General features: G+C 72.0%; 25 protein-coding genes. 15 read left to right on the forward strand and 10 right to left on the reverse strand.

What is annotated here, in order from left to right:
• The 3 genes from ACIPVB_RS05240 to ACIPVB_RS05250 all read left to right on the forward strand — a co-directional run bounded on the left by ACIPVB_RS05240 (position 1) and on the right by ACIPVB_RS05250 (position 4032).
• Entirely contained in the window at positions 1-522 is a 522-nt protein-coding gene (locus ACIPVB_RS05240; protein ID WP_400367461.1) for a DUF3817 domain-containing protein, read from the forward strand.
• On the forward strand, positions 519-2099 hold the full coding sequence (gene guaA, locus ACIPVB_RS05245; protein ID WP_400367462.1) for a glutamine-hydrolyzing GMP synthase: 1581 nt from the start codon (positions 519-521) through the stop codon (positions 2097-2099). The genes ACIPVB_RS05240 and guaA overlap by 4 nt, the downstream gene beginning before the upstream one ends.
• A 568-nt stretch (positions 2100-2667) precedes the next feature.
• Complete coding sequence (locus ACIPVB_RS05250; protein ID WP_400367463.1) at positions 2668-4032, forward strand: glycosyltransferase; 1365 nt, start codon at positions 2668-2670, stop codon at positions 4030-4032.
• Positions 4033-4111: 79 nt separating this feature from the next.
• Here the strand turns inward: ACIPVB_RS05250 and ligD (ACIPVB_RS05255) are convergent, their stop codons facing one another.
• Positions 4112-5341: a non-homologous end-joining DNA ligase gene (ligD, locus tag ACIPVB_RS05255; RefSeq protein ID WP_400367464.1), complete on the reverse strand. Its 1230-nt coding sequence runs from the start codon at positions 5339-5341 to the stop codon at positions 4112-4114.
• A 457-nt stretch (positions 5342-5798) separates the two neighbouring features.
• Complete coding sequence (locus tag ACIPVB_RS05260; protein WP_400367465.1) at positions 5799-6671, reverse strand: Bax inhibitor-1/YccA family protein; 873 nt, start codon at positions 6669-6671, stop codon at positions 5799-5801.
• Between the two features lie 142 nt (positions 6672-6813).
• Here ACIPVB_RS05260 and ACIPVB_RS05265 point away from each other — a divergent pair, with 142 nt between their 5' ends.
• The 4 genes from ACIPVB_RS05265 (at position 6814) to ACIPVB_RS05280 (ending at position 11256) form a co-directional block, all read left to right on the forward strand.
• Positions 6814-7809, forward strand: coding sequence for a glycerophosphodiester phosphodiesterase family protein (locus tag ACIPVB_RS05265; protein ID WP_400367466.1), 996 nt, complete (start codon positions 6814-6816; stop codon positions 7807-7809).
• 278 nt (positions 7810-8087) lie between these two features.
• A complete protein-coding gene (locus ACIPVB_RS05270) occupies positions 8088-9017 on the forward strand; it encodes an NAD(P)/FAD-dependent oxidoreductase (RefSeq protein WP_400367467.1) in 930 nt (309 codons plus the stop codon).
• A 161-nt stretch (positions 9018-9178) separates the two neighbouring features.
• Positions 9179-10171 (forward strand): ABC transporter ATP-binding protein, encoded by a 993-nt coding sequence (locus tag ACIPVB_RS05275; RefSeq protein WP_400367468.1) that lies wholly within the window; start codon positions 9179-9181, stop codon positions 10169-10171.
• On the forward strand, positions 10168-11256 hold the full coding sequence (locus ACIPVB_RS05280) for an ABC transporter permease (protein ID WP_400367469.1): 1089 nt from the start codon (positions 10168-10170) through the stop codon (positions 11254-11256). The genes ACIPVB_RS05275 and ACIPVB_RS05280 overlap by 4 nt, the downstream gene beginning before the upstream one ends.
• 33 nt (positions 11257-11289) lie before the next feature.
• Here the strand turns inward: ACIPVB_RS05280 and ACIPVB_RS05285 are convergent, their stop codons facing one another.
• Together ACIPVB_RS05285 and ACIPVB_RS05290 are read right to left on the reverse strand one after the other, a co-directional pair.
• Positions 11290-11505 carry a hypothetical protein gene (locus ACIPVB_RS05285; RefSeq protein WP_400367470.1) on the reverse strand — a complete coding sequence of 72 codons (216 nt, stop codon included), beginning with the start codon at positions 11503-11505 and terminating at the stop codon, positions 11290-11292.
• Between the two features lie 110 nt (positions 11506-11615).
• Complete coding sequence (locus tag ACIPVB_RS05290) at positions 11616-12611, reverse strand: GTP-binding protein (protein WP_400368188.1); 996 nt, start codon at positions 12609-12611, stop codon at positions 11616-11618.
• Positions 12612-12690: 79 nt separating this feature from the next.
• On the opposite strand from ACIPVB_RS05290, the gene ykgO reads away from it, so the two are divergent.
• The 3 genes from ykgO (at position 12691) to ACIPVB_RS05305 (ending at position 13506) form a co-directional block, all read left to right on the forward strand.
• Complete coding sequence (gene ykgO / locus ACIPVB_RS05295) at positions 12691-12813, forward strand: type B 50S ribosomal protein L36 (protein ID WP_400367471.1); 123 nt, start codon at positions 12691-12693, stop codon at positions 12811-12813.
• Positions 12814-12904: 91 nt separating this feature from the next.
• Positions 12905-13213, forward strand: a complete 309-nt coding sequence (locus ACIPVB_RS05300; RefSeq protein WP_400367472.1) for an ArsR/SmtB family transcription factor — start codon at positions 12905-12907, stop codon at positions 13211-13213.
• Positions 13210-13506 (forward strand): hypothetical protein, encoded by a 297-nt coding sequence (locus ACIPVB_RS05305; protein WP_400367473.1) that lies wholly within the window; start codon positions 13210-13212, stop codon positions 13504-13506. The genes ACIPVB_RS05300 and ACIPVB_RS05305 overlap by 4 nt, the downstream gene beginning before the upstream one ends.
• Before the next feature lie 68 nt (positions 13507-13574).
• Here ACIPVB_RS05305 and ACIPVB_RS05310 read toward each other — a convergent pair whose 3' ends face one another.
• The 3 genes from ACIPVB_RS05310 to ACIPVB_RS05320 form a co-directional block, all read right to left on the reverse strand.
• On the reverse strand, positions 13575-13799 hold the full coding sequence (locus ACIPVB_RS05310; RefSeq protein ID WP_400367474.1) for an RNA-binding S4 domain-containing protein: 225 nt from the start codon (positions 13797-13799) through the stop codon (positions 13575-13577).
• Positions 13800-13912: 113 nt separating this feature from the next.
• Positions 13913-14590, reverse strand: coding sequence for a GntR family transcriptional regulator (locus tag ACIPVB_RS05315; RefSeq protein WP_400367475.1), 678 nt, complete (start codon positions 14588-14590; stop codon positions 13913-13915).
• The gene (locus ACIPVB_RS05320; protein WP_400367476.1) at positions 14571-15476 is read right to left on the reverse strand and encodes a DMT family transporter; all 906 of its coding nucleotides are present in this window, start codon (positions 15474-15476) and stop codon (positions 14571-14573) included. The genes ACIPVB_RS05315 and ACIPVB_RS05320 overlap by 20 nt, the downstream gene beginning before the upstream one ends.
• A gap of 190 nt (positions 15477-15666) precedes the next feature.
• Here ACIPVB_RS05320 and ACIPVB_RS05325 point away from each other — a divergent pair, with 190 nt between their 5' ends.
• The 4 genes from ACIPVB_RS05325 (at position 15667) to ACIPVB_RS05340 (ending at position 20879) form a co-directional block, all read left to right on the forward strand.
• A complete protein-coding gene (locus ACIPVB_RS05325; RefSeq protein ID WP_400367477.1) occupies positions 15667-16605 on the forward strand; it encodes a hypothetical protein in 939 nt (312 codons plus the stop codon).
• A 137-nt stretch (positions 16606-16742) separates the two neighbouring features.
• A complete protein-coding gene (locus ACIPVB_RS05330; RefSeq protein ID WP_400367478.1) occupies positions 16743-17222 on the forward strand; it encodes a general stress protein in 480 nt (159 codons plus the stop codon).
• 96 nt (positions 17223-17318) lie between these two features.
• A complete protein-coding gene (locus tag ACIPVB_RS05335) occupies positions 17319-19751 on the forward strand; it encodes an ATP-dependent helicase (protein ID WP_400367479.1) in 2433 nt (810 codons plus the stop codon).
• Between the two features lie 39 nt (positions 19752-19790).
• A complete protein-coding gene (locus ACIPVB_RS05340) occupies positions 19791-20879 on the forward strand; it encodes an SseB family protein (RefSeq protein WP_400367480.1) in 1089 nt (362 codons plus the stop codon).
• A 228-nt stretch (positions 20880-21107) separates the two neighbouring features.
• Here the strand turns inward: ACIPVB_RS05340 and ACIPVB_RS05345 are convergent, their stop codons facing one another.
• Entirely contained in the window at positions 21108-21734 is a 627-nt protein-coding gene (locus ACIPVB_RS05345) for a DUF1684 domain-containing protein (RefSeq protein WP_400367481.1), read from the reverse strand.
• Between the two features lie 143 nt (positions 21735-21877).
• Between ACIPVB_RS05345 and ligD (ACIPVB_RS05350) the strand changes: the two genes are divergently transcribed.
• Positions 21878-22903, forward strand: a complete 1026-nt coding sequence (gene ligD, locus ACIPVB_RS05350) for a non-homologous end-joining DNA ligase (RefSeq protein ID WP_400367482.1) — start codon at positions 21878-21880, stop codon at positions 22901-22903.
• A gap of 584 nt (positions 22904-23487) precedes the next feature.
• Here ligD (ACIPVB_RS05350) and ACIPVB_RS05355 read toward each other — a convergent pair.
• Together ACIPVB_RS05355 and ACIPVB_RS05360 are read right to left on the reverse strand one after the other, a co-directional pair.
• Positions 23488-24531: an ATP-dependent DNA ligase gene (locus tag ACIPVB_RS05355; protein ID WP_400367483.1), complete on the reverse strand. Its 1044-nt coding sequence runs from the start codon at positions 24529-24531 to the stop codon at positions 23488-23490.
• Positions 24532-24536: 5 nt separating this feature from the next.
• Positions 24537-25709: an AI-2E family transporter gene (locus ACIPVB_RS05360; RefSeq protein ID WP_400367484.1), complete on the reverse strand. Its 1173-nt coding sequence runs from the start codon at positions 25707-25709 to the stop codon at positions 24537-24539.
• Positions 25710-25739: the final 30 nt, after the last annotated feature.

Genomic DNA, 25739 nt, shown 5'->3' on the forward strand with positions numbered 1-25739 from the left:
ATGCCCCGCGCCCCCAAGCTCGCCTCGTTCCCGGCGATCCGCGGAGCCCTGAAGTTCTACCAGATCTGCTCGATCATCACCGGCGTCGGCCTTCTGCTCCTGGTCGCCGAGATGATCCTCAAGTACACGCCCCTGCACGTGGAGCTGTTCCTGGGCGGATCGGGGGGCTTCCTGTGGTTCGCGGATGCCGTGCCCGGCCCCGACTGCCAGTGGTTCTCGTTGTTCGTCCCCGGCGGCAACGGCTGCGAGATCCTCTCCACCGGTGACGGGGTGAACGTCTCACTCGCCATCCTCGTGGCGCACGGTTGGTTCTACGTCGTCTACCTGATCTCGTGCTTTCGCGTGTGGAGCCTCATGCGGTGGCCGTTCCGTCGGTTCGTGTTCCTCGCCCTCGGTGGCGTGGTTCCCTTCCTCTCCTTCTTCCTCGAGGTGCGCACCGCCCGCGGCGTGCGCGCCTACCTCGCCGAGCGAGAGGCCGCTCAGGCCTCGGCTCCCGTCCCCGCCTCGGAAGGCAACCGGTGACCGAACAGACCGAAACGTCCCAGCGCCCCGTCCTCGTCGTCGACTTCGGCGCCCAGTACGCGCAGCTGATCGCCCGCCGCGTTCGCGAAGCGGGCGTGTACAGCGAGATCGTGCCGCACACCGCGTCGGCGCGCGAGATCGCCGCGAAGAACCCGGTCGGGATCATCCTCTCGGGTGGCCCCTCGTCGGTGTACGAAGAGGGTGCGCCGAGCCTGGACGCCGGGGTCTTCGACCTCGATGTGCCCACGCTCGGCATCTGCTACGGCTTCCAGGTCATGGCCAAGGCCCTGGGCGGAGAAGTGGCCAACACGGGACTCCGCGAGTACGGGGCGACGGATGCCACGGTGGTCACCGAGGGCACGCTGCTGCAGGGGCAGCCGGCCGCGCAGAACGTCTGGATGAGCCACGGCGACCAGGTGTCGCGCGCTCCCGAGGGTTTCGACGTGCTCGCGCGGACCGCGCACACCCCCGTCGCCGCCTTCGCCAACGACACGCGCCGCATGTACGGCGTGCAGTGGCACCCCGAGGTCAAGCACTCCGACCACGGGCAGAACGTCCTCGAGAACTTCCTCCACAAGGCCGCGGGCCTGCCTGCCGACTGGAACAGCGGCAACGTCATCGCCGAGCAGGTCGAGCGCATCCGCCAGCAGGTCGGCACCGGCCGCGTCATCTCTGCGCTGTCCGGGGGTGTCGACTCCGCGGTGTCGACCGCCCTCGTCCACGAGGCCGTCGGAGACCAGCTCGTCGCCGTCTTCGTCGATCACGGTCTGCTGCGTCAGGGCGAGCGCGAGCAGGTCGAGAACGACTACGTCGCCTCGACCGGCGTGAAGCTGATCACCGTCGACGCGCGTGAGACCTTCTTGCACGCCCTCGCCGGCGTCAGCGACCCCGAGCAGAAGCGCAAGATCATCGGCCGCGAGTTCATCCGCGCGTTCGAGCAGGTGCAGGCCGACCTGGTCGCCGAGGCCGCGGCCGAGGGCGAGCAGGTGCGTTTCCTCGTCCAGGGCACGCTGTACCCGGACGTCGTGGAGTCCGGCGGCGGTGCGGGAACGGCCAACATCAAGAGCCACCACAACGTCGGCGGCCTGCCCGAAGACCTGCAGTTCGAGCTCGTCGAGCCGCTGCGCACCCTCTTCAAGGACGAGGTGCGCGCCATCGGCCGGGAGCTCGGTCTGCCTGAGGCCATCGTCGGGCGTCAGCCCTTTCCGGGGCCGGGCCTTGGCATCCGTATCGTGGGCGAGGTCACCGCTGACCGCCTCGAGATCCTGCGCGAGGCCGACGCCATCGCCCGGGCCGAGCTGACCAAGGCCGGCTTGGACGACGAGATCTGGCAGTGCCCTGTGGTCCTTCTGGCCGACGTGCGTTCGGTCGGCGTGCAGGGGGACGGCCGCACCTACGGCCACCCCATCGTGCTGCGCCCGGTCTCGTCTGAGGACGCCATGACCGCGGACTGGACGCGCCTGCCCTACGACGTGCTGTCGAAGATCTCGAACCGCATTACCAACGAGGTGAAGGACGTCAACCGCGTGGTGCTCGACGTGACGTCGAAGCCCCCGGGGACGATCGAGTGGGAGTGAGCCTCGGCTGACCCCTCGCACGACCGGCGCCGCCGTCCTTCCTCGGACGGCGGCGCCGTCGTCTTGTCGCGCGGGCCGCGGGGTGGCGCGGGGGTGGCGCGGGGCGGCGCGGGGTGGCGCGGGGCGGCGCGGGGGTGCGGGGGCGGCTTCGGCGCGGGGCGGCGGCGCCGTCGCTGTTCCCCCGCGGGTTTTTGTCGCGCGGGTGGGGTGGGGCGGCGGAAAGGTGCGGGGGAGCGGAGGCGGCGCGGGGGCGCGGGGGTGGCGCGGGGGCGGTGCGGGGGTGGCGCGGGGCGGCGCGGGGTGGCGCGGGGTGCGGCGCGGCTTCGGCGCGGGGGCGGCGGCGCCGTCGCTGTTCCCCCGCGGGTATTTGTCGCGCGGGTGGGGTGGGGCGGCGGAAAGGTGCGGGGGAGCGGAGGCGGCGCGGGGGAGAGGGCGGCGCGGGGGCGGTGCGGGGGAGCGGAGGCGGCGCGGGGGAGCGGAGGCGGCGGGGCGGCGCGGGGCGGCGCGGGGTGCGGCCTCGGCGCGGGGGCGACGGGGCAGGGACGAGCGGGTGGGGGAGGATGGGGGCGTGACTTCGGCCGACTTCCCCGACGCGTGGTACCTCGTCCTGTCGAGCCGGCTCGTCCCCGACCTCGATGGTGGCTACACCCTCTCGACGCTCGCCCGCGCGCGACAGATGTGCGCAGCCGGCGCCGAAGCGCTGCTGCTGACCGTCGACCCGGCGGAGGCCGACGCGCACGCCGCGCACCGGGCGACGTTCGAGGAGCGGGGGGTGGCGGCATCCGGAACCTTCCTCAACCTCTTCGACGAGGCGGTCGACGCCGACGGCGGGTCCGCGGCGTGGGTGCGCGCGGCCGCGAGAGCCGGGAACGCGGACCCGTCGCTCGCCTACCGTCGCGTCGCCGGAGGTGCGGTCGACCTGCCGGTGGTGATCGACCCCGATTGGCACCTCGCCACCGCGCCGATCGTCGTGCGGGATGCCGCGGGTGAGACCGTCGGCGTGATCGACGGCTTCGGGGCGCTCTACCGGGCGTGGCTGACGCACGTGGCCGAGGGGCTACGCGCCCGGTGCGACCGTCCGGTCGTCGTGGTCTGCGAGTCGCGACAGCTCGGCGAGCTGATCGTGGGGTGGGGCGACGGCGACACGCGGATCCTCCACACGATCCACACGATCCACCTCGACGCGCCCTACACCGCGGACGCTCCGCTCAACGCCCTGTGGACCCGGTGGTTCGCCCTCTCTGACCGGTTCGATGCGATCCTCTGGCCGACCGCGCACCAGCGCGAGGACGTGCGCGCGCGTTTCGGTCGCGCCGCGAACGACGTCGTCGCCCCGCACGCGGTCGCGGTCCCGGATGCCGTGGCACCCGTCGCGGCGCGCGAACTCGGGCTGGTCGTCGCGGTGGGCCGGCTGGCCCCCGGAAAGAGGCTCGATCGCGCCATCCGCGCCTTCGGCCGTGTGCGCGCCGAGGTACCGTCCGCGCGGCTCGAACTGTGGGGAGCCGGGGCGCAGCGCGAGGCGCTCGACGCTCTCGTCGCCGCGCTCGGTCTCGAGGGAGCGGTCGCGCTGCGGGGACTGACGAACGACCCCGGGGCGGTTCTCGACCGCGCCGCGGTGTACCTCACGACCTCGGCCTTCGAGGGGCAGGGCCTGGCGCTCGCCGAAGCGCTCGCGCAGGGAACGCCGGTCGTGGCGTGGGACATCCGCTACGGCCCCCGCGACATGCTGGCGTCGGGGGGCGGCATCCTCGTTCCGGACGGCGACGAGGACGCGCTCGTCGCGGCGCTGCGGGACGTGCTGACCGATGAGGCGCTGCGCGAGAAGCTCGCCGAAGAAGCACGGAATGCCGCGCTCGCCCTCACCCCGGATCGTGCGATGCGGACATTGGCAGACGTCGTCCGCGGGGTGCTGCAGCGCCCGCGCCGACGCTGAGCCGGAGGCGCGGTCCCACGCTCTCAGCGGAGAGCCTCCCGGCCCCGTGCCGGTGGGGCGTCAGCTCGCTCTCGGACGATCACGCCGGGGAGCGGCCGGCCCAGGGGTCGTAGTCGGCGATCAATTCCTCTTGCGTGGGGCGTTCGGCATCCGGGATGTGCTGCAGGTTCACACGCACGCGGTACCAGAGCGAACTCGATCCGCGCATGCCGTCGACGAGGACGTCGGCGGGGTGCAGCTGCTCCGTCGCAGCGGGATGCCGTTGCTTCCAGGTCGCGAGGGCGTCCAACGCCTCGGGCTTGGTCTTGGTCCGCGCGATCTCGATCAGCGGCATGGTCGACGCGCGGCGACCGGAACCGTCGGACCCGCGCGGCGGCTTCTCGGCGGGGCCCAGGCGCTCGGCCAGCGCGAGCAGGGCGTCGAGCGACCCGGCGGCGGTGTCGATGTCGGCGTGCGGGTCGCCGATCGCGCGGAACCGCTCGGGTACGGTGAGGACGGTGAACTCCTCGGGGCGGCGGCTGCGTACCTCGTCCCAGGTGAGCGGCGTCGACACGCGGGCGTCGGGGAGGGGGCGGATCGAGTAGGCCGAGGCGACCGTGCGGTCCTTCGCGTTCTGGTTGAAGTCGACGAAGACGCTCTCGCCGCGCTCCTCCTTCCACCACCGGGCCGTCGCGAGCCCCGGCGCTCGGTCCTCGACCTCTCGCGCGAGGGTCTCGGCGGCGAGGCGTACGTCGGCGTAGTCCCACTCGGGACGGATGCGCACGAGGATGTGCAGGCCCCGCGAGCCCGACGTCTTCGGCCAGCCGACGAGACCGTGATCCTCGAGCACGTCGCGCGCGATGAAGGCCACGTCCACGATCTGCGCCCAATCGACGCCCGGCATGGGGTCGAGGTCGACCCGCAGCTCGTCGGGGTGGTCCAGATCCTCGGCGCGGACGGGGTGCGGGTTGAGGTCGAGACAGCCGAGGTTGACGACCCACGCCAGGCCCGCGGCATCCCGGATCACCGCTTCTTCGGCGGACGTGCCCGAGGCGTAGCGCAGGGTCGCCGTGTCGATGAAGGCCGGGTGGTTCTCGGGCACGCGCTTCTGGAAGAACGGCTCCTGGTCGAGGCCCTTCGAGAACCGCTTGAGCACCATGGGGCGCCCGCCGGCCCCGCGCAGGGCTCCCTCGGCGACGGCGAGATAGTACCGCACGAGGTCGAGTTTGGTCAGACCCGGCTCGGCGAAGACGACGCGGTCGGGGCTGGTCACGCGTACCTCGTGACCGCCGATGTCGAGGATCTCGGGCGGGGTCTTGGCGGGACTCATGGCGCGAGGCTAGCGGCGGCGCCGACGCGCGTGGCACCCCTTGCGGCGGCCGCGGTGCTGGGGTCGCGCGGCGGCCGGGAAGTCGCGCGGGGGCGGGGGGCGTTGCGCGGGGGCGGGGAGGCGTTGCGCGGGGGCCGGGGGCGCAGGGGCGTCGCGCGGGGGCCGGGGGCGTTGCGCGCGGGCCGGGGGCGTTGCGCGGGGGCGGGAGGCGTCGCGCGGGGGCCGGGGGCGTTGAGTGTCCAAGACACGCCGCGGCATGTCGTGCAGCGACGGCGTGTCTTGGACACTCAACGGAGCGTGCGGAGCGTGCGGGGCGTGCGGAGCGTGTGGGGCGTGCGCGCCAGTGCCGCGCCGTGCGGCCGGGGCGGGGCGGTGCGCCGCGCGGGGCGCCGGCCGCGCCGGGCGCAACGACGAAGGGCCGCCCCGAACGGGACGGCCCTTCGTGCGGAACGCGACGTCAGTTGTTGCCGCGCACGATCGCGATGAGACGCAGGATCTCGACGTACAGCCACACGACGGTGACCATGATGCCGAAGGCACCGACCCAGCCGTAGACCCGGGCGGCGCCGTTGCGGACACCGCGCTGGATCTGGTCGAAGTCGAGCACCAGCGAGTAGGCCGCCAAGATGACGACGAAGACGCCGATGATGACACCGAGCGGGATGCCGAAGATGTCGACGCTGCTGCGCAGGCCGAACGCGCCACCGGCGATCGGGACGTTGAACAGCATGAGGCCGAGGTTCACGAGGCTGAACACGAGGTAGCCGACCATCGCGATCATGAAGATCTTGGTGGCGCGGGCCGACGCACGGATCTTGCCGCTCGCGAACAGGGCGAGCGTCACCCCGACGACGGACAGGGTGCCCAGCGTCGCCTGCAGGACGATGCCGGGGAAGATGAACTCGAAGAAGGCCGAGATCCCACCGACGAACAGACCCTCGAACGCGGCGTAGGCGATGAAGACAGGGACGGAGGGCTTCTTCTTGAACGTCGCCACCATCGCCAGCACGAAGCCGACGAGGCCACCGACGATCATGGGGGCGGCGCTCGGGTTGGGGTTGGCGACGCTGACGCCGGCCATCGACCAGATCCAGCCCACGACGGCGGTGACGACGAGGATGCCGAACAGGGCCAGGGTCTTCATGACCGTGTCTTCGACGGTCATGCGGCCGGTGTCAACGGCGCTCGCTGAGGGGGCGGCGTAGGCGCCTTCGATGGTCGCTGCGGCGGCGGGGTCGACGGCCGGGGGCGGGCTGTAGCGCGTCTGAGCGCCACCGGCTCGAGGGTCCTGGAACGCCGGGTTGTTGAATGCCGGGTTGTTGAGGGCCACGGGAACTCACACTCCAAAGATGGTGATCACAGCACCGTGCTGTCAGACAACACTAGCCGAGAGGGGCGCGGGAGTCCCTGTGCTGACTGGGATTCCGCTTTGAGCGCACCTCGATTTCACCCGTTGTCGATACCGTGTCGCGGTGCCCCTCATCATCGGTCATCGCGGTGCTCCGGGATACCTCCCGGAGCACTCGCGCATCTCGTATCAGCGCGCCGTCCGGGCGGGGGTGGATGCCGTCGAACCCGATGTCGTGCCCGCGAAGGACGGCGTGCTGGTGGTGCGGCACGAGAACGAGATCGGGGCGACCACCGACGTCGCGGACCGACCGGAGTTCGCTGCGCGCCGGACGGCGAAGACCGTCGACGGCCGGATGCTGACCGGATGGTTCGCCGAGGACTTCACCTGGGCCGAGCTGCGGACGCTCCGGTGCCGCGAGCGCATCCCGGCGCTCCGTCCCGACAGTGCCGGCCATGACGACGCGGAGCCCGTGCTGCGGCTGCGCGAGGTGCTCGACCTCGCCCGCGAGGGGGGCGTCGGGGTCGTCCTCGAGATCAAGCACGCCGCGTTCTTCGCACGGAGCGGATTCGACATGGCGGAGCTCGTGCGCGCCGAGCTGGACGAGGCGGGCTGGGCGGATGCCGCGGACACCCTCGTCATCGAGTCCTTCGAACCGCTGGTGCTGGCGCGGCTGCGAGAGGGCGGCATCCGTTGTCCTCTCGTGCAGCTCGTCGAGGCCGAGGGTGCCCCGTGGGACCTGCGCGCGAGGGACGGCGGCGAGGCGGCGTCGTACGCGTCGATGCGGACGCCCGCGGGGTTGGACGCGCTCGCCGGCGCGGTCGAGGGGGTGAGCCTCGACAAGGCGCTGATCCTCGACGCGGACGGGCGCGGGCGAGCGCGCGGTCCGGCGCCGGTCGTGCGAGAGGCGCAGGATCGCGGGCTGCGGGTGTTCACGTGGACGTGCCGGCCCGAGAACGCCTTTCTGCTGCCGGAGTTCCGGGGCCTCGGCGGCGATGCCGCCCGCGGCGACTACCGGGGGGAGTGGGCGGTGCTGCGCGCGGCGGGAGTGGACGGGGTGTTCGTCGATCATCCGGACCTGGGGGTCGAGTTCTTCCGCGGGGGCGGGCCGAACTCCTGAGTCGCGGGGTGGGGGCACGGCAGGCGGCGCGAGGAAGGGCGAAACTCCCGAGAACCTCGCGGCTGCGGTCTGCAACCCCCGCCGCCCGCGCCGGATGGCCGGGTTCCTCAGGAGTTCGGCCCGGTTCGCGCGGCGGGCGCCGGCGGTGGACGAGCCGGATCTCAGGAGTTCGGCCCGGTTCGCGCGGCGGGCGCCGGCGGTGGACGAGCCGGATCTCAGGAGTTCGGCCCGGCCGCAACCCCGGCCCGGTGCCGACGCGACCGCGCCAGGATGGCCGCATGACGGTGGACGTGACGGTAGTCGGCGGCGGGATTTCGGGCCTCGCGTGCGCGCGGGCGGTGCAGGATGCCGGTGGCGCGGTGCGCGTGCTCGACCGTGGTCGCCGTGTCGGGGGGCGCCTGTCCAGCCGCACCATCGACGGGCGTCCGGTCGACCTCGGCGCGTCGTACTTCGTCGTCGGCGAAGCCGAGGGGTTCGGCCACGTCGTCGCGGACTGGGAGGAGCGCGGGCTGGCCCGTGCATGGACCGACACGTTCCGGGTGATCGACGCGGACGGCGGGCAGAGCCCCAAGCCCGGTCCGATGCGGTGGGCCGCGCCGCTGGGCCTGCGCTCGCTCGCCCTCGACCTCGCCGAGGGGCTCGATGTGGTGTCGGAGCGGGTCGTCGACGGGGTGGAGCCGTATCGGGTCGATGGCGAGGACGCGGGTGAGGTGGTCCTCGCGATGCCCGCGCCCCAGGCGCGACGCCTGACCACCGCGGCGCCCGGCGGGGAGCAGAGATGGGAGCCGGTCATCGCGGTCGTTCTGCGCTGGGAGGAGCGGAGGTGGGATGCCGATCTGCACGGCGCCTTCACCGACGGCGACGCGGACGTGTCGTTCATCGCCGACGACGGCGATCGTCGTGGAGACGGTGCCCCCGTGCTGGTGGTGCACACGACGGCGGATCGCGCGCGCCGTCACCTCGACGATCCCGAGGGGGCCATGGGTCCGGTGCTCGCCGCGACGCGGCGATTGCTGCGCATCGACGTCGACCCGGTCGCGACGCACGCGCACCGGTGGACGTTCGCCCGTCCCGGTCAGACGGCCGGGCAGCCCTTCTTCCGATCGCCCGGGCTGTCGGCGTGCGGCGACGCGTGGGGGCGCAGCGCGGCGGTGCGGACCGCCTGGGCGTCCGGTGACGCGCTGGGGCGGGCGCTGACGGCATCCTGAACCGGATCCGCCTCGACCGTCCGCTCGGCACGGCGTCGCGACACGCGCGGGCGGCCTCGGGTGCCGGATCGCCCGACGGCCACGGAATCCCGTCCGTCGCGGACGGGGAGCGTCCGGGGGGCCTCCCGATCGATGTCGGGACCGCGCCCTAGGGTGGGGCCATGGATGCCGGTATCGACGTCACGGGGGTCAGACGGTCGTTCGGCGCGGTCCACGCGGTGCAGCAGGTCACGTTCGCCGCCGCTGCGGGACGCGTCACGGGACTGGTCGGGCCCAACGGATCGGGCAAGACGACGCTGTTGCTCATGCTCGCCTCGCTGCTGCGACCGGACGCCGGTGAGATGCGCATCGGCGGCGTCGACCCGGTGGCCGACCCGGCCGGAGTGCGACGGCTTCTGGGATGGATGCCGGATTCCCTGGGCGCGTGGCCGAGTCTGACCTCCCGCGAGGTGCTGGTCGCGACCGCGCAGTTGTACGACCTGCCCCGAGAGGCCGCGCGTGCGCGTGCCGACGAGCTCCTCGACCTCGTGGACCTGCGCGCCCTCGCCGGTGCGCCCGCGCGCGTGCTGTCGCGCGGACAGAAACAGCGGCTGGCCCTCGCGCGCGCTCTCGTGCACGACCCGCGGGTGCTGCTGCTCGACGAGCCGGCCTCGGGCCTGGACCCTCAGGCGCGGATCGCGCTGCGCGTGCTGCTGCGTCGGCTGGCCGCCGAGGGGCGCACGATCCTCATCTCGAGCCACGTGCTGTCCGAGCTCGAAGAGGTGGTCGACGACGCCGTCTTCCTGCTCGAGGGGCGCACCGTGGGCGGTGATCGCGTGGCCGCAGCGGCCACCCGTGTCCGCCCCTGGCGGGTCCGCCTGCTCGCCGATGCGACCCGCTCGACCGAGGCGGCCCGGGCCGACATCGTCGCGGCGCTCGGCCGTGGTGTCGACGAGGTCGGGATCGACCGTCGTGACGTCCTCGTGCCGTTCGCCGACGAGGCGGGAGCCCTCGCGGGCCTGCGCGCCCTGATGAGCGCGGGCATCGCCGTAGTCGAGTTCGCTCCGGCCGTCGGCGATCTCGAGCACGCCTTCCTCGACCTGCGATCCGATGCGCGTCCCGCGCCGCCCACACCGCCCTCGGCCGAACACCGCGATGACGGGAGCCGTCCGTGAACCTCCACCGCCTGCGCACGATCGTCGGGATCGAACTGCGCCAGCGCGTGCGCTCGGTCGCCTGGTACGTGCTGCTCGGCGTCTTCGCCGTCATCCTCATCGGCCTGCTGGCGCTGTCGTTCGCGTCGTTCGCGCTCTGGGAGGGCGGCAACGAGCTGTTCTTCTCGCTCGTCATCATGCTGGTCCTGCTACTGGTGCTCCTGGTGTCGCCCACCCTGAGCGGCAGTGCCGTCAACGGGGATCGGGACGCCGCGACCCTCGCGCCCGTACAGGTGACCCTCGCGACGACGGCCGAGATCGTGGTCGGCAAGTTCTTGGCCGCGTGGATCTCGGGGCTGGCGTTCCTGGTCGTGGCTCTGCCGTTCCTGCTCGTCGCCGTCCTCGCGGGTTCGCTCAACCCGTTGGTCATCCTGAGCTCGCTGCTCATCCTGGTCGTCGAGGTGGCCGTGGTCGCGGCGATCGGGGTGGGGCTGAGCGCGATCCTCGCCCGTCCGCTGTTCTCGGTGGCGAGCACGTACCTGATCGTGGCCGCTCTGACGGTCGGAACGCTGCTGGTGTTCGGTCTGGGCGGAGCGGCGTTGCGCTCCCCGCAGGAGCTCGTGACGCGCGAGCTCGACTACGCGGCCGTCCCCGCGAACTGCGATCCGTTCTCGTCCGATGGATCCGCCGGCTGCCCGTCGCCGGGCGAGATCGGGTGCGTCGAATCGAGCCGGATCAACGAGGTCCCTCGCTTCGACCGCGTGTGGGGGGTTCTCGCCGCCAACCCCTTCGTGATCCTGGCCGACGCGACCCCGCCCACGTACGACGACGAGTACGGGGTGCCGACCGACCTGTTCTCGCAGATCGCGTTCGGTGTGCGCGCGGCGCAGATCCCGCCGGAGCCGCGCGTCGAGTACGACGGGTGCACCCCTTTCTCGCAGCAGCAGTCCTCGGTCACACCCGAGGATCAGATCGCCGGAACGGCGCCCAGCTGGTTCGTCGGGCTGCTCGTGCAGGTCGTACTGGCGGGTGGGCTGATGTCCTGGGGCATCGCCCGGACGCGGACGCCCGCGCGCCGTCTTCCGCCCGGGACGCGCGTCGCCTGACTCGCCGGCGGGTGCGTGCCCGCCGGCGAGGGCTCAGGCGTGACCCTCGGCGGCCGGGAACCCCGGGTCGTCGGCAGGGACGTCGTCGGGGGAGCCGTCGGCGGCGTCGCCGGTGCGGTCGTCGAGGTCGACGTGCTCCTCGGTCTCGGCGGCGTCCTCACGCACCTCGTCGGTCACGGCGTCGGTGGGGGCGGCGGCGTCGGCGTGGGCGTCGTCGGAGTGGCGGGTGGGGATGTCAGGAGTGCTCATGCCTCCACGGTGCTCCTCGCGGCATCCGTCTCGAACCGGCTTGACACGACCCGCCCGAGCGCGAACGCTCGATCGTCGCGGTGGTCGTGGCGCCGGGGTGCAGGATGCCGTCAGTCGCCGGCATCCTGCACCGAGGCCTCGGTTGCCGGCCACGCGGGAAGCGGATCGTCGAAGGTGGCCCAGGTCGCGGGCCCGGCGGCGAGCTCATCGTCGGTGAGGGCCGCGCGGTCGAGGACGTGCGCCAGGCGGGGCGCCGACATGTCGAGTCCGGTGAAGACCAGTTCTTGACCGAGGCCCATCCGACCGTCGTCCGCGCCGATCGGTTCGATCCACATGGCGGAGCCCACGTGCTCCCAGCGGGCGAGGATGCCGGGGCGCGACGCGAGACGGCAGAACCCCGCGGACCGCACGAGGCGCCCGGCCGCCCCGTCGTCGAGCTGATCGAGAGCGGTGGACAGGCGGCCGGCGTGGAAGGGGCGCACCTGGTCGTACCGGAGCGTTGCGACGCGGTTGTCGCGCATGTAGGGGTCGTGTCCGCCGTTGAGCGCGTGCACCCACCCGGCGCGTTCGAGGATCTCGTCCCCGTGCCGGGCCTCGGACCGCAGGTCGCTCACCGGATCGCGGGACAGTCGGACGATCGCGGCGGGATTGAGGTGCGAGGCGAGGGACATCTGCACGGCGAGGGCCGCGGTGGGCACCGCCTCCCAATTGATCCAGACGACGCGCGTGGCCAGCTCGAGGGCGAGGGCGGCTTGACGGGCGCGGGCGCCGACGTCGCCGCGCGGGTCGCCCACGCGCGCGGATGCGGTCAGCGGGGCGTCGTCGAGCAGGTCGCCGATCATGTGCCGTGCGTCGACGACGCACACCGCGTCGACCTCGGCTCCCCCGCGGGCGCCGAGCGAGTGGATGAGGTCGACGTCGGAGCCGAGGTCGACCACGGCGGGGTCGTCTCCCGCGCGGGGGCGGGGGTGGGGCAGAGCGTGAGACGAGCGCAGGTCGGCGAAGCGCAGCAGGTGCAGGGGGCGCTCGAGTGCGATCGCGGTGCGCTCGGCGTACGCCCGGCGTTCCGGGGCGCACACGCCCATGATGGCGATCGTGCGGGGCATGGCATCCACCTCTCGTTTGTCAGGGAGCCGAGGACACTCTAGCTTGTTGTTGATAACCGTTATCAACAAGGAGGATGCCATGAAGGTTCGCGCATCGATCAAGTCGCTCAAGAATCAGCCCGGCGCGCAGGTGGTGCGTCGCCGCGGGAAGGTGTTCGTGATCAACAAGCAGAACCCCCGGTACAAGGGGCGGCAGGGGTGACGGTCGCCGTCGGTCGATAACGGAAACGAGAACCGTTCCCGATTGCATGGACGCATTGCAATTCGTTTATGCGTGTGGTCGGATCGGAGACGTGGACAAGATCGCGGGGCTCGACGAGGCCGCCGAGCTGTTCAAGGCACTCGGCAGCGAGTCGCGCCTGGCGCTCGTATGGCTGCTGAGCCGCGAACCGCTCACGGTGAGCGCACTCGTCGACCGGTCCGGGCTCTCGCAACCTCTGGTGTCGCAGCACCTGAGGACGCTGCGGGCAGCCGGACTGGTCAGCTCGGAACGCGAGGGCAAAGAGGTTCGCTACTCCCTCGCCGACCAGCATGTCGCGCACGTCGTGCTCGACGCGATCGCCCACGTCCAAGAACCCACCGACCAGGGGAACGAAGAATGAGCATCACCGAGACCCACGCCGAGCACTCCGTCGACGAGCACACCCACGGCGACGACTGCGGCCACACGAAGATCGAGCACGGCGACCACGTCGACTACGTGCACGGCACCCACCACCACGCCCTGCACGGCGACCACTACGACGAGCACGAGGCCCACGCGGAGCACTCCGTCGACGAGCACCGCCACGGCGACGACTGCGGGCACGAGAAGGTCACCCACGACGACCACGCCGACTACGTGCACGACGGGCACCGCCACGCGCTGCACGCGGACCACTACGACGAGCACTGACCGTCGCTCACCCGACCGCCCGGTCGTCCCCGTGAGGGGGATGCCGGGCGGTCGGCGTTCGTGGCGGCTCAGGCCTGGACGCGGAAAGAACGCCCTTCGAGCGACACGACGTCGCCGACCTGCAGCTGGCGTCCGCGGCGGCGCTCGACCTCGCCGTTGACCGTGACGTAGCCGTCGATGATCGCCTCTTTCGCGTCACCGCCGGAATCGAGGGCGCCGGCGAACTTGAGGAAGGATCCGAGACGGATGCCGTCGCTGCCGACGGAGACATCGAGGGGAGCGGATGCGGTCATCGGTCCAGCATGGCAGGCCGAGCCCCGCGGGCGTGGGGCCAGGCCGCGGGGTCGGTGTTCGCGCGGGGCCTGACGTCCGCCGACCCCGACGCCCCGCAACCGGTCGCCGTGCGTCACCCCGGCCGGGCCTCGCGACGGCCGTCCAGGATCGCGCGCGTCGAGTGCGCGAGGTGAGCGCGCACGGCCCGCTCGGGGTCGTGGAGAGCCTCGACGACGTAGGCGCGGTGCTCGCGCGACAAGGCCCCGGGCGCATACGCGGGTCGCACGTGCGTGAGCAGCAGGTGCATCTCGCCGTCCAGTCGGCGGTACTCCTCCGCGAGGCGGGGGCTGCCCGCGGCATCCACGAGGCAGAGGTGGACGCGCGCGTGCGCGGCGAGCGTGGCCGGCCAGTCCTGCGAGGCCTCGGCTGCCGTCAGTTCATCGAGCGCATCATCGAGGTCGGGGGGATGGATGCCGCGATCGCGCACGATCCGCAGCGCTTCGGTCTCGAGGGCGCACCGTAGCTGCTGCAGGGCGATCAGCTCGTCGTCGTCGAGCAGTGCGACGCGCACGCCGCGATAGGGCTCCGCCCTGGCGAGGCGTTCGGCGGTGAGGGTGGCCAGGGCCGTGCGCGCGGTGTGGCGTGAGACCGAGTGCGTCGCACTCAGCTCCTCCTCTCGCAGTGGAGTGCCGGGGGCGAGCTCGCCCGAGAGGATCTGCGCGCGCACCAGGTCGGACAGCACGTCCGCCGCGCGGGGACCGGGGGGCAGCCCGCCGCGTCGACTCGGCGCGTCACGCGGGGGTCGCGGCATCCCGCACCTCCTCACGCCGCCGTGCGGGAACGGAGACCACGGCGAGACCCGCCGCGATGAGGGCGAGGCCGACGCCGCTCACCAGGGACAGCTGCTCCCGCAGGACGAACAGCCCGAGCAGGGTCGCGGCCAGGGGCTCGGCGAGCGTGAGCGTGGACACCGTCACCGCGCTCAGTCTCGCCAGACCCCAGCCGAACAGCAGATAGGCCACCGCTGTCGTGATCACGCCCAGCCAGAGGGCGAGGGCGATCCCGCTCGGGGTGAGCAGCCACGACGTTCCGGCGACGAGCAGGACGGGCAGGCTCGCTGCCGCGGCGACGCCGAACACGGCTCCCATGACCCTCGTGGAGCTCCACCCCCTCTCGATCAGCGCCTTGCCGCACACCGTATACAGGGCGTACGACATCCCCGCCCCGGCCGACGCGAGCAGCCCGCTCGGGGCGAGGGCGACGGCGCCCCCGGTGACGCCCGAGACGAGGACGACGCCGGCCAGCGCGATGGCGGTGGCGAGCATCCACCGCGGTGGCGGGATGCGGCGCAGGCGAACGGCATCCACGATCCCCGTCGAGATGGGGGCTGAGCCCAGGGCGACGACCGTCCCGATCGCGACACCGTTCTCGCGGGTGCCGAGGAAGAACAGCGGCTGATAGGCCAGCACCCCGACGGCGCCGACGGCGATGAGCATTCCCGTCGCCGCCCCGGTCCGGGGTGTGCGGACGGTGGGGCGTCGCTGAGCGAGGGCGAGAAGGCCCAGGATGCCGCCGCCCACGACGATGCGTGCGGCCCCGACCGCCACGGGGGAGGCATCGACGCCCGCGAGGGCCTGGGCGGTGCCGGTGGTCGAGAAGCACAGCGCCGCGGCGAGGATCGCGAGGGCGGGAAGCATGGATGGATTGTTACACAATTCAGGATGGTGGGTGCGGGGTTGTGCGTAGCCGTCGCGGCGGCGGGCGGGGCGGCGGCGGTAGCGGCGGCGGCCGGGCGGCGGGCCGCCGCGGCGGCGGCCGGGCGTGGGGGCGGACGCGGCCGGGAGGACCACCGGCAGACCCCCAGGTTGCGGCCGGTAACGTGGGCACATGGCGACCACCGAGCGGCGAGGCATCGTGGCGCTCGGCATCTGCGGCATCCTGCTGGCCTTCGGCGCCGTCGTCGCCGTGCTGGTGGATCCGTTCACGCGCGTGCCCGCGTCGGTCGACGCCACCACCGGATGGCTCTCGCGTCTCCTGCTGCTGCTCGGCGTCGCCTGGCTCGTGATCGGCATGCTCGCCGCGCGCACGAGTCTGGTGCGCCGCCCCGGGGCGGCCGCCGCCCGCGCCACGTGGATCGCCTCGACCCGTCCGTGGCGGGCGCGCGAGTCGACCCTCGGGGTGCTGCCGCTGGACCGCTGGCTGATGATCGTCGTGCCGGGGGGACTGCTCGTGGCCACGCGCGTCGTGCAGACCCCGCGTGACGGCCTGTGGGGTGTGGCGGTGGCGATCGCGGGATGGCTGCTGTTCGCGGTCGCCGTCCGGCTGCTGCTGGGGCGGCGGTCCCCGTGGCCGATCATCGCCGCGGTCGGCGGAGCCCTGGTGCTGCGCTGCGTCGTCGCCCTGGTCGCCGTGGCTCTGTCGGGACCGGAGGGGATCTGGCCCGATCTCTGGGCCCTGCCGGCGCTGCGCGTGCTGTATCTGATGATCGCCTTCGCCCTCGTCGCATGGGTCTTCGTCGCCGCGGGGTGGTCCCTGTCGGCGCAGCTCGGTCGCCGACGCGCCGCGGGGGTCGCCCTGGCCGGAATGGGCATCGGGTACGCCCTGCCCGCCGCCACCATCGCACTCATGGGTGCGCGCGATGCCGTGCGGTCGTGGAACGAGCAGATCGGCATCCTGCCGTGGGACCTCGCGCGCCTGACCGGCGTGCGCGACGGCGCGTTCCCGGTCGAGATCGTCGCGGCGACGGCGGTCGTCGGCGTGGCCGCCATCGTCGTGGGCCTGCTGCTGGCCGCGCCCGATCGGGTGTACGCCCGCGGCGCGCACTGACCCCGGCCGGCCTCGACGCACGGGCCTGTGCCCACGGCATCCGTCCCGCGGCTAACGGGCGTTCCCGCGGGGCGCAAGCGCCCTGTCCGCCGCGGACGACCGGTCTAGCGTGGGGGTATCGAGGGAAGGAACCCACCATGTCTGATGTCACCCGTGCCACGCCGGAGCGCCGCGTGCTCTCGAGTTTCACCGACTACACGGGGGCGCAGGCCGCCGTCGACCGCCTGTCCGACGCGGGCTTCCCGGTCGAGCACACCGCCATCGTCGGTCACGACGTCCGCATCGTCGAGCAGGTCACCGGTCGACTCACGCGCGGTCGTGCGGCGCTCTACGGAGCCGCGTCCGGCGCGTGGTTCGGCCTGCTGATCGGGCTGCTGTTCGGCCTGCTCGCCCCCTTCGGAACGTGGATCGCGCTGCTGTTGTGGGGTCTCGTGCTCGGTGCGGTGTGGGGGGCCGTCTTCGGTTTCGCCGGCCACGCGTTCACCCGCGGCCGCCGCGATTTCTCGTCGGTGCAGGGTTTCGAGGCCGAGCACTGGGATGTGACGGTGGATGCCGAGCACCTGGCGCGCGCGCAGTCGCTGCTGTCGGCGGGGGCGGCGGGCGAGGGCCGGGTCTGAGTTCATCCGCCGCGCGTCGCGGGCGCCCCGGGGATGCGCCCGCGACCCGCGACGGCGGGGCCGATGTCGGAGGCCCCGCTTAGACTTGACCCCGCCATGACCGACGCCTCCACGCCTCTCATCGTCGGCGGTCCCGCACCGTCGGCATCCCGTCCCGACGCCGACCTGCTCGAGGGGCTGAACGGCCCGCAGCGCGAGGCCGTCACCTATCGCGGGCAGGCGCTGCTCATCGTCGCCGGAGCGGGGTCGGGAAAGACGAGCGTGCTCACGCGTCGCATCGCCTCGCTGCTGCGCACGCGCGAGGCGTACCCCAGCCAGATCCTCGCGATCACCTTCACCAACAAGGCCGCGGGCGAGATGCGTGAGCGCGTCCATCACCTCATCGGGCAGAAGGCCGACGGGATGTGGATCTCGACCTTCCACTCCGCGTGTGTGCGCATCCTGCGCCGAGAGGCCGAGCAGTTCGGCTTCACCAAATCGTTCACGATCTACGACTCCGGCGACTCGCGCGCACTCATCAAGCGGCTCGTCAAAGAGCACGAGGGTGACTCGTTCGGCCTCACCCCGGCCGGCACCCAGAGCCGGATCTCGAAGCTCAAGAACGAGCTGGCGGACGCCGAGTCCTACGCGCGGTCCGCGAACATGAGCGACCCGGCCGAGCGGGTCTTCGTCGAGATCTTCGGCTCCTACCAGCGCGAACTGCAGCGGGCCAATGCCTTCGACTTCGACGACCTCATCGCGCAGACCGTCTACCTCTTCCGGGCTTTCCCGCAGGTGGCCGACCGCTACCGCACACGGTTCCGGCACATCCTGGTCGACGAGTACCAGGACACCAACCACGCGCAGTACGCCCTCATCCACGAACTGACCCGGCCCGTGGGCTCCGACGCCGAACCCCTCTCGTCGGGCGGGATGATGATCTTCGAGGCGGAGCCCGCCGGTGAGGACGCGGCATCCCTCACCGTCGTCGGCGACTCCGACCAGTCGATCTACGCCTTCCGCGGCGCCGACATCCGCAACATCAGCGAGTTCGAGCGCGACTACCCGGGCGCCAAGGTCGTGCTGCTCGAGCAGAACTACCGTTCGACGCAGAACATCCTGTCGGCGGCCAACGCCGTCATCGCCAACAACTTCGATCGCAAAGAAAAGAAGCTCTGGACGGACGTCGGCGCGGGCGACCCCATCATCGGCTTCACCGGCTACTCCCAGCACGATGAGGCGCAGTTCGTCGCCGACGAGATCGAGGCGCTGCACAAGAAGGGCCTGCCGTACTCGGGGGTGGCGGTGTTCTACCGCACGAACTCCCAGTCGCGCGCGCTCGAAGAGATCTTCATCCGCTCAGCGGTGCCCTACAAGATCATGGGCGGCACCAAGTTCTACGAGCGCGCCGAGATCAAGGACGCCCTCGCCTATCTGATCGCGGTCGCCAACCCCGCCGACTCGATGGCGCTGCGCCGCATCCTCAACCGCCCCCGGCGCGGCATCGGCGACGTCACCGAGACCGCCATCGCCCGTTACGCTGCCGAGCACGACATCACGTTCCGCGACGCCCTGGCCAATTCCGGGCAGATCGGTGTCGGCCCGAAGCTGCAGAAGGCCATCGACCAGCTCGACGCGGTGCTCACCGAAGCCACGGCGATCATGCTCCCGGCATCCGGCGAGCTCGCCCCCTCCACCTCGGTCACCGAGGGGCTCACCCTGCTGCTCAACAAGAGCGGGTACTTCGACGCCCTGCGCGCCAGCAAGGACCCGCAAGACGAGGCACGCCTCGAGAACCTCGACGAACTCGTCGCCGTGACCCGCGAATTCGCGCGCAACAACCCCGAGGGCACGATCATCGACTTCCTCACCGAGGTCACCCTCGTGGCGGACGCCGACGACCTCGACGACGCGTCGGGGTCGGTGTCGCTCATGACCCTCCACACCGCCAAGGGCCTCGAGTACGACGCCGTGTTCCTCACCGGCGTCGAAGAAGACCTGCTGCCGCACCGCATCTCGGCGAACGAGCCCGGCGGCCCGCAGGAAGAACGCCGGTTGTTCTACGTCGGCATCACGCGCGCCCGCCAGCGTCTGCACGTGTCCCTCGCGATGACCCGGGCGCAGTTCGGCGAGGTCACGGTGGCCATGCCGAGCCGTTTCCTGCAAGAGATCCCCTCCGATCTGATCGACTGGCGCCAGTCGCCCGGTGACGTGAACGGGCGAGGGGGGTCGCAATCCCGCGCTCTCAACGCGCGCGGTCGCCGTCCCGGCCAGCCGGGCGGCGGCAGTCGCTACGGCGACGACCTCGTCCCGCTCCCCTCACGCGCTCCGGCCGACCCGAGCAAGTTCCCCAACCGCATCCCGGCGAAGGTTCGCGACAACGGCGACATGCAGCTCTTTGCCGGTGACCGCATCCGGCACGACGACTTCGGCGAGGGGCGGGTCGACGCCATCACCGGCGAGGGAGCCAAGCGGGTGGCCCACGTGCGCTTCGACACGGTCGGCCCGAAGAAGCTGCTGGTCAAGATCGCGCCCATCAACAAGCTGTAGGGCGGTCGCGTCCACGAACGGCCCGGATAGGCTTGACCAATGGCTCTCTTCTCGCGCCGAAAGAATTCCGACTCCGACGACGCATCCGTCCCGCGGCCCGACGCCACGATCGAACCGGGTGAACAGCCCGTCGACCCCTCCGGTCCGAGCGACGCCGCGGTCGAGACTCCCGTCGAGGCGGCCCCGGCCGTCTCGATCTCGATGTCGTCCTTCCGCGGAGTCGGCGCCGGTCCCGAGACACCCGCGGCCGAGTCGACGCCGGGACCTTCGGCGCGCCCCTCGGCCCGTCAGCCGGGCGCGATGGAGGCTCCCGAGGCTCCCGAAACGGTCCCCGGTCTGCGCGACAACGTGCTGCTGGGCAACGCGCTCGCCGAGATCAGCGGACCCGCGGAACCCGCCCAGCTGCTGAACGTCGCGCGACAACTGCTGCAGGGACACGTCTTCTTGCGCGTCAAGGGCGATGCCCGCGCGCTGCTCGCAGAAGGCAAGGATCTGCCCCTGGCCGTGGCCAACAACGGTGACGAGCAGCTGGTTCTCGCCTACAGCGGCGGCATGGCTCTGCGGGCGAGCGTCGAAGCCGACGGCGACCGGGACACCTCGGCGATGGGCCAGCCCATCATGGCCCTTCTGCGCCATGTGTTGAGCGGCCCCTACGGCGGGGTCGTCCTCAACCCGGCGGCGGCCGATGGGCGGGCGGTGCTGCCGAAGGCGCTGCTCGAGCGGATGATGGCCGAGGCCGACCCGGAGCTGCGGATCAAGACGGCGCTGTGCGAAACGCGTACCGACGACACCGCTGGCGCGATCGTCGACGCCGTCGTCGCCGACGCCCCCCTGTGGATCGCCGTGGCCCGCACCGAAGAGGGTGGACCCGTCGGCGTCGCCGAGTCGCGTTCGGCGACGGGGGAGCGGTTCCTCGAAGTCTTCACGCACCCGCTCGAATTGCTGGCGCTCGGACGCGGCGACCAGCCGTTGCCGATCTCGAAGGTGCAATTGGCGAAGGCGCTGGCGGTGGATGCCGGGCTCAACGGCATCCTGATCGATCCGGCCGGACCCTGGATCCGCCTCACGCGCGACGAGCTCGCGCCCGTGATCGCGCTGGCCGAGGACGCCCCCGCGCCGACCGCCTGACCTGCACTGTCCCGGTGGCCGTCGCGTCCTCGCGGCGGCCACCGTCATGCGGTCGGGCCCACGAGACGTGCGAGAGTCCTGAGTTCCGCGCGCACGGACGGGTCCGTTCCCTGGAGCAGCCGGGTGGGACGGCGACTTTCAGGAGTTTCGCCCGCCGCCGCTCGATGGCCGCGGGCGATCGACGCCCGACCCGCCGATGGCCCCGGCGTCGAGGCGCAGGGTGGACGATCAGACCCCGTAGAGCTCGCCGACCGGGACGGCGACCGGCAGCACATTGCCCGCCGGCGCGAGCGGGCACGCCCACATCGGGTCGTACGCGCACGAGGGGTTGTACGCGAAGTTGAAGTCGATCACGAGCGAGTCGGGCGCCGAACCCCGACCCAGATCGGCGCCCTTGATGGTGTCGAGCAGGTAGCGGCCCCCGCCGTAGGTTCCGCCGGGGCGGCCAGCGGCGCCGTCGCGCACGGGGACGAACAGTCCGCCGCCGTACGAGGTGAGGCGCCACACGTCGAGCGAGCCGGTGTCGGGGAGCTCGACGCGTCCGATGCGCTCGAAACCGACCTCGCCGTCGGTTCCGGTCGTGGCGACGAACGAGGCCTCGTCGGCGTCGAGCAGCTCCACCTCGAAGCGCCATGCGGCGTCGTACGGGGCGAGCGGCAGCCCGACGAAACCGTCGCGCTGCTCGGGCAGCAGGGGCGTCGCCGGGTGGTCGGCGAAAAGGGCGTCGCGCTCGATGCGCCACAGCTCGTGCGCGTCCTCGGGGTCGTCGGCGGCGCGGACCGCGTCGTAGAGGGCGAAGACGCGACGGCGCCAGTCGGCGATGTCGAGGGCGGTGCGGGCGGCGGCGGTGGTCATGCCTACGAGCGTAGGCCGAGCGCGACGCCGCGCGTCCGGGCTGGACACGCCCGCGCCGACGGGCTCGTCGCCTCGACCATCGCGCCGAAGGGCGCGGCGCAACGGGGGCAGACACGACGGCGGGCGCGCGTTAGCGTCGGGTCATGGCATCCCCCCGCATCACGTTGACCGTACCGGGACCCGACGGCGACCGCGAGGTGGGCATCTCGAACCCGGATCGCCTGCTGTGGCCCGAGCTGGGCATCACCAAGCGCGAGCTGGCGGAGTACCTCATCGCCGTCGCCGACCCCTTCATCGCGGCGAACGGGCATCGGCCGGTGTCGCTCGAACGCTTTCCCGAGGGCGTCGGCGGCGAGGCCTTCTTCTCGAAGAACCCGCCGAGGGGGGCGCCGTCGTTCGTCGAGGCGGTGACGGTGACGTACAACAGTGGGCGGCGGCATCCGCAGCTCTTCCTCGGCGAGATCGCATCGGCCGTGTGGGCCGCGCAGATGAACACGATCGTGTTCCATCCGTGGGCCTCGCTCGCGACGGATGCCGATCACCCGGTCGAGCTGCGCATCGACCTCGATCCGCAGCCGGGCACCGGCATCGTCGAGGCCGTCGTTGCGGCGCACGGGCTGCGGGCCGTGCTGCGCGAGGCGGGCCTGGAGGCGTGGATCAAGACCAGCGGCAATCGCGGCCTGCACGTGTTCTGCCCGATCGAGCCGACGCACGAGTTCCTCGACGTACGGCATGCGGTCATCGCCGCAGCGCGCGAGCTGGAGAGGCGGATGCCGGATGCCGTGACCACCAGCTGGTGGAAGGAGGAGCGCGGTCAGCGCGTCTTCGTCGACTTCAACCAGGCGAATCGAGACCGCACCATGGCCGGCGCGTACTCGCCACGGGCCCTGCCGAGCGCGACCGTCTCGACGCCGGTCGGCTGGGACGAGCTGGACGGCCTCGACCCGGGCGCGTTCACGGTGCGCTCGCTGCCCGGGCGCCTGGCATCCGTCGGCGATCCGTGGGAGGGCTTCGCGTCGCAGCCCGGACGCGTCGACACGCTCTTGCAGTGGTGGCAGCGCGACGTCGAGAACGGGCTGGGGGAGCTGCCGTTCCCGCCCGAGTTCCCGAAGATGCCGGGCGAACCGCCCCGGGTGCAGCCCTCGCGGGCGAGGAACCCGGCGCCCTAGGCAGGTGCGGGGGCGGGGCACGGAACGCGGCGCGGGCGCGGGGCACGGAACGCGGCGCGGGCGCGGCCGGGTGAGCGCGGGTCGCGGGTGCGCAGCGGTCCGATGTCACGAGAACAGGGGATGTCATGAGAACAGGGGCTTTCGTCCGCTGGCGTCCTGTTCTCGATGACGTGGCCTGTTCTCGTGACGAGGGCGCGTGTGGGGACCGGGCGCGGGTGGGGACCGGGCGCGGCCGGGTGGGCGCGGGTCGCGGGTGCGCAGCGGTCCGATGTCACGAGAACAGGGGATGCCATGAGAACAGGGGGTTTCGTCCGCTGGCGTCCTGTTCTCGATGACGTGGCCTGTTCTCGTGACGAGGGCGCGGGTGGGGACCGGGCGCGGCCGGGCGGGTGCGGGCGGGTCGCGGCTGCGCGGCGGTAAGGGTGTCACGAGAACAGGGGATGCCGTGAGAACAGGGGGTTTCGTCCGCTGGCGTCCTGTTCTCGATGACGCAGCCTGTTCTCGTGACGAGGGCGCGTGACGTTGGTCGAGGTGATCCGGCGGTACGACGACACCGCCCTGCCCCGCGATCGCGCGCCGGGCGGTCAGTCCAGCACGTCGCCGAGGTCGTACGACGCGACGGTCTCGAGCTGCGAGAAGGTGCACGAGCGGGCGTCGCGGTCGGGGCGCCACCGGTCGAACTGTACCGTGTGGCGGAAGCGCATGCCCTCGAGCTGGTCGTAACGCACCTCGAGCACGCGTTCAGGGCGGAGGCGCACGAATGACACGTCCTTCGATGCCGAGAAGCGCGAACGGTCGGTCTCGCCGATGATCGCGGCGCCCTCGTCGTCGCGCTCGACGTACGGCTCGAGTTCGTCGATCAGTTCGCGACGACGCGTGTCGGTGAATGCCGAGGCGCCGCCCACACCGTGCAGGCGCCCGTCGTCGTCGTACAGGCCGAGCAGGAGCGACCCGACGCCCTCGCCCGACTTGTGGATGCGGTAGCCCAGCAGCACGACATCGGCGGTGCGGGCGTGCTTGATCTTGAACATCGTGCGCTTGTTCGGTGCGTACGGCTGGGCGAGCGGCTTGGCGATCACCCCGTCGAGACCGGCGCCCTCGAACTCGGCGAGCCACCGGCGCGCGAGATCGGCGTCGTCGGTCGTGCGGGTGACGTGGACCGGGTGGGGCACGTCACCGAGCAGGTCGACGAGTTGCACGCGTCGATCGGCGAACGACTCACCCTGCAGGTCGTGCTCGCCGCGGGCGAGCAGGTCGAAGGCGATGAACATCGCCGGGGTCTCCTCGGCGAGCAGGTTCACCCGGGATGCCGCGGGGTGGATGCGCTGCGACAGGGCCTCCCAGTCGAGGCGTTGCGCGCCGTCCTCGCCGCGGGCGACGACCACCTCGCCGTCGATCAGGCATGGTTCGGGCAGCAGCTCGGTGAACGCGGCGACGAGCTCGGGGAAGTAACGGGTGAGGGGCTTCGCCCCCCGGCTGCCGATCTCGACGTCCGTTCCATCCCACGACACGAGTGCCCGGAAGCCGTCCCACTTCGGCTCGTAGCTGAAGCCCCCGGCGACCTTGGCGTGGTCGGGGATCTCGGGCACCGACTTCGCCAGCATCGGCGCGGGGATGTCGTAGGGCACGGGCGTCAGCTCTCGCCGCCCGCGAGGGGCACGGGGTTCGAGCGCTTCTTGCGCCGCGCCCATTCGGCGGGCTTGTCAGGGCCGTTCCAGACCGTGACGATGCCCCACACGACCGCCGTCAGCGGCACGGCCAACAGGGTGCCCAGGATGCCGCCGATCGCGGTGCCGCCGGCGAGCACGACCAGCACGACGAACGAGTGCAGCTTCATGCTCCGGCCCATGAGCACGGGCTGAAGGAAGTTGCCTTCGAGCTGGTTCACCAGGACGACGATGCCGACCACGATGAGTGCCACGACCCAGCCGTTGGTGACGAGCGCGACGAGGGCGGCCAGGATGCCGGCGGTGACCGCGCCGACGATCGGGATGAAGGCGAGCAGGAAGACCAGCACGGCGAGGGGCAGGGCCAGCGGGACCTGCAGGATCGCGAGGCCCACACCGATGCCGATGGCATCGACCGCGGCCACCGAGGCGGTCCCGCGGATGTACGCGCCGAGGACGGTGACCGTCTTGTCGCCGATGCGGCGGCCGCGCTCGTAGTCGCTGCCGCGGAAGGGGCGCAGGACGAACTCCCACATACCGGGGCCGTCTTTGAGGAAGAAGAAGAGGATGACCACCATCAGTACGAAGCCCGTGAGGAACGACGCCACGGCACTGACCCCCGCGAGGGCGCCGCTGCCGAACTGGGCGCTGGTGACGAAGTCGCCGACCGCCTGTACGGCCTGATCGATCTGGTCGGGGGAGATGGCGAACGGGAGCGTGTGGTACCAGTCCTGTGCCTTCTGGAATCCCTCGACGGCCTGTGAACTCAGGGTGTCCCACTGGTTGATGACGGCGTTGACGACCAACCATCCGAGGGCGGCGAGAACGATGACGACGGCGAGCAGCGTCAGCACGGTGGCGAGCACCGCGGGGACGCCCTTGCGGCGCATCCACATCGTGAACGGACCGAACGCGGACGCGAAGATCAGCGCCAGCACGAGCGGGATGACGACGAGTGAGACCTGGCGGATGCCCCAGATCAGCCCCGCGACGAGCAGGACGACGATGATGATCTGCACCGCGCGGACGGCGAGGCGCCCGAACCCGTCCGCCCACAGGCTCTTGGGCGGCGGCTGGATGGCCTCGGCGACCGACGCGATGGCGTCGCGCGGCGCGGGATGACGAGAGAACAGGCCCATGCGATGACGTTAGCGTCCGGGACCGACATC

It is taken from the genome of Microbacterium sp. NPDC090007 (assembly GCF_044748345.1).
Classification (GTDB): domain Bacteria; phylum Actinomycetota; class Actinomycetes; order Actinomycetales; family Microbacteriaceae; genus Microbacterium.